Here is a 3,416-nt window from a genome sequence, read left to right as displayed (position 1 = left end):
CGCTGCCCTGTCGGCTGTCGAAGACGCCCTCGGAGCGCAGCAGGTCGTAGGCGGAGACCACGGTGGTGCGGCTGACCCGCAGCGCCGTCGCCAGGACGCGTTCGGAGGGGAGTCGCTCGCCGGGGGCGAGACTGCCCTCGGTGATGAGCGCCTGGAGGGCGTCGGCGAGCCTGCGGTAGAGCGCGCCGCTCCCGGCGGACCAGGCACCGAGGAGCCCGACGAGGTCGTCCACCGTCCGGGAAGAGTCCATTACCGCCTCCATTGGCCCTGTGCGTCGCTTCTTCTCAGGTCCATACTGACAGAAATGGACCTCGAAGAGGAGTCGTGATGGCAGACCAATTCTTGACCTTGGCCGAATCCAGGGTGATCCGGGGCGAACAGCTGGGCGATCTGGTGGAGGCGCTTCGGGAGCAGGCGCGGTCCATCGAGGGCCACCTGGGCGAAGTGGACTTCTCCCACGCGGAGAACGAGGTCCACCTGGTGACCCTGTGGCGGGACCCGGTGGCCCTGCGGACCTTCGTCGAGCTGACCCACCGCCTGCTGGTGGAGCACCGCGAACGGCACGGCGCCTTCCCCGCGGTGGAGCGCACCCTGTGGTGGTCGGCGGACGAGCCCACGCCGGAGGAGGTCCACGGACGCGAGGAGCACCTGCGCGCCCACGGACCCGGCCCGCGGGCGTTCACCCTCGCGTCGCCGGTCCCGGCCGCCAGCCGGGCAGCGCTCGCCGTGCCGTCTCCGCGAAGGAACGCGGGTCCTGGCCACCGCACCCCCGCGGCAGCCTCCCGACGACCGGCCCCGCGCCCATCGTCGGCAGGTCGTCCAGATTGCACCGCATCGCCAGGTCGGGCTCGGTCGGCCACGCGCCGATGACCACCCCGGCCGGGCGCAGCCCCCGCGCGCGCAGCGCCTCGGCGGTGAGCGCCACGTCGTTGAGCGTGCCCAGCCCGGCCCGCGCCACGACCAGGACGGGGGCGTCCAGCAGCACGGCGACGTCGGCGAGGGTCTGGCCCTCGGCGTTCAGCCGCACCAGCAGGCCGCCGGCGCCCTCGATGAGGACCAGGTCGTGGTCGCCCTCCAGGGCGCGGGCGGCGTCGGCGACGCCCTCGGCGCGCACCTCCGGCAGCCCGGAGCGGGCGGCCGCGGTGGCGGGGGCCAGCGGCTCGGGGTAGCGGGCCAGTTCGACCGGGGTCACGGAGGGGACCAGGGCGGCGACGGTGTGCACGTCGCCGGGCTCGCCCTCCCCCACCCCGGTCTGGGCGGGCTTGAGCACCGCGACCCGGCCGCCCGCCACGGCGGCCAGCGCCGCGGTCGCCACGGTCTTGCCCACCTCGGTCCCGGTGCCGGTCACCACGAGGATCATCGGGACGCCTCCGCGGCCGCGACCATGCCCGCCGCCACCGCGGCGACCTCCTCGTCGGTGCAGATATAGGGGGGCATGGCGTAGACCAGGTTCCGGAACGGGCGCAGCCACACCCCCGCCTCCAGGGCGGCGCGGGACGCCTCGCGCATCCGCACCGGGTCCTCCAGTTCGATCACCCCGATCGCGCCGCGCACCCGTGTGCCGGGGACCCCGGCCAGCCCGGCCGCCAGGCCGCGTTCGACCCGGGCGACGGCCTCCCGCCACCCCGACTCCAGCAGCAGCCGGATCGAGGCGACCGCCACGGCGCAGGCCAGCGGGTTGGCCATGAACGTGGGGCCGTGCGCCAGCACCGGCACCTCGCCCCCGGCGATCGTCCCCGACACCCGCTCGGTGCACAGCACCGCGGCCAGGGTCATGTAACCGCCGGTCAGCGCCTTGCCCAGGCACATGATGTCGGGCACCACCCCGGCGGTGTCGGCGGCGAACAGGTCGCCGGTGCGCCCGAACCCGGTGGCGATCTCGTCGAAGACCAGCGGCACGCCGTGCTCGTCGGCGATCGCCCGCAGGTCCTTGAGGTGTCGCGGGTCGTGGAAGCGCATGCCCCCGGCGCCCTGCACCAGGGGCTCCACGATGATCCCGGCCAGCTCGCGGGAGTGCCGCGCGGCCAGGGCGGCTACCTCGGCGGTGTGGTCGGGGTCGTAGTGCTCCTGCGGGGGCGCGGGCGCGAACACCTGCCCGGGCAGCACGTCCCCCCACAGGGCGTGCATGCCGCCCTCGGGGTCGCACACGCTCATCGCGTGGAAGGTGTCCCCGTGGTAGCCGCCCCGCCAGGTGAGGAACCGGCTGCGGCCGCTCTCCCCGCGGGAGCGGTGGTACTGCAAACACATCTTCATGGCCACCTCGACGGCGACCGAGCCGGAGTCGGCGAGGAACACGTGGCGCAGCGGCCCGGGGGTGATCTCCACCAGCAGCTCGGCCAGCTCGGCCGCCGGGCGGTGGGTGAGCCCGCCGAACATCACGTGGCTGAACTCGTCGGCCTGCGCGCGCAGCGCGGCGTCCAGCACCGGGTGGCGGTAGCCGTGGATCGCCGACCACCAGGACGACATGCCGTCGACGACGTCGTGCTCGCGCTCCCCGTCCCACAGCCGCAGCCGCGCCCCCCGCGCCCCGGTCACCACGAGGGGCGGTTCGGCGGCGGGCAGGGTCGCGTAGGGGTGCCACAGGTGGGCGCGGTCGACGGAACGTATCCACTCAGGCGTCATGTGGTCCCATTTTTCCGGCACGGCGCGCGGACCGGATCCGTGCAGACCTACCAGGTTCGGTGTCCGAACTTTGTGGGCTTCCACCGGTGACGCGCGGGGTGCCGACCGGGCAGAGTCGGTAGCGCCTCCCTGGCACGAGGACCGGACCGCCCCAGCGGGATTGGCCGCCGCTGGGTCGGTCCCTTCGTGCACCGGCTCCCCCCGTCGTCCCACCCCCTCGGAGTCACGCGACGCCCAGTTCCCCGCAGCGAAGGAGACCCGCCATGGACGGCACCGCCCTGTATCCGCCCCGCCGCCCGTGGACGCTCCGCTCGCGCACCGGCCCCGGACAGGACCGGCACCCCTTCTCCTGGCTGTCGCAGGCCGCCCGGGTGCGGGCCCGGTCGGGGCTCTCCCGCCGGGTCGTGCCGCGGCCGGCCGTGGAGGACGTGCTGGACCTGGCCGGCAACGACTACCTGGGGCTGCTGCGCCACCCGCGGGTGACCGCCGCCGCCGGGGCGGCGCTGCACCGCTGGGGCACCGGGGCGGGCGGCTCGCGCCTGGTCACCGGCGACACCGAGCTCCACCACGAGCTGGAGCGGGAGCTCGCCGACTTCGCCGGGACCGAATCGGCCCTGGTGTTCTCCTCCGGCTACACCGCCAACCTGGCGATGCTCACCGCGCTGACCGCCCGCGTGCCCGGGGCGGACGCCGACGCCCCGGCCCCGCTGCTGGTGTGCGACCGCCACAACCACGCCTCGCTGATCGACGCCGCCCGGCTGGCCCGGGCGGGCGGGGCCCGGGTGGAGCTGTTC

Annotated in this window: 4 protein-coding genes and 1 pseudogene; 2 read left to right on the top strand and 3 right to left on the bottom strand. The window is 75.1% G+C overall.

What is annotated here, in order from left to right:
• Positions 1-250, bottom strand: a 250-nt coding sequence (locus ACJOT3_RS33590; protein ID WP_406977161.1) for a GntR family transcriptional regulator, incomplete at its 3' end; no start/stop codon positions are given.
• A gap of 77 nt (positions 251-327) precedes the next feature.
• Between ACJOT3_RS33590 and ACJOT3_RS33585 the strand changes: the two are divergent.
• Positions 328-654: pseudogene (locus ACJOT3_RS33585) on the top strand (DUF3291 domain-containing protein); the annotation flags it as partial.
• A 25-nt stretch (positions 655-679) separates the two neighbouring features.
• Here ACJOT3_RS33585 and bioD read toward each other — a convergent pair.
• Together bioD and ACJOT3_RS33575 are read right to left on the bottom strand one after the other, a co-directional pair.
• A complete protein-coding gene (gene bioD / locus ACJOT3_RS33580) occupies positions 680-1,360 on the bottom strand; it encodes a dethiobiotin synthase (protein ID WP_406977160.1) in 681 nt (226 codons plus the stop codon).
• On the bottom strand, positions 1,357-2,622 hold the full coding sequence (locus ACJOT3_RS33575; protein ID WP_406977159.1) for an adenosylmethionine--8-amino-7-oxononanoate transaminase: 1,266 nt from the start codon (positions 2,620-2,622) through the stop codon (positions 1,357-1,359). Before ACJOT3_RS33575 ends, bioD begins: the two co-directional genes overlap by 4 nt.
• A 263-nt stretch (positions 2,623-2,885) precedes the next feature.
• On the opposite strand from ACJOT3_RS33575, the gene ACJOT3_RS33570 reads away from it, so the two are divergent.
• Positions 2,886-3,416 (top strand): aminotransferase class I/II-fold pyridoxal phosphate-dependent enzyme (locus tag ACJOT3_RS33570; RefSeq protein WP_406977158.1); only part of this gene is annotated, 531 nt, incomplete at its 3' end.

This window comes from Nocardiopsis protaetiae, assembly GCF_045446735.1.
GTDB classification, from domain to species: domain Bacteria; phylum Actinomycetota; class Actinomycetes; order Streptosporangiales; family Streptosporangiaceae; genus Nocardiopsis; species Nocardiopsis protaetiae.
Note: the sequence above shows the minus strand (reverse complement) of the source record. Positions and strands in the feature narration are given on the sequence as shown.

Bases quoted from the DNA above. Each gene is read 5' to 3' on its own strand.
- bioD (WP_406977160.1), bottom strand. From the start codon at position 1,360: ATGATCCTCGTGGTGACCGGCACCGGGACCGAGGTGGGCAAGACCGTG.
- ACJOT3_RS33575 (WP_406977159.1), bottom strand. From the start codon at position 2,622: ATGACGCCTGAGTGGATACGTTCCGTCGACCGCGCCCACCTGTGGCAC.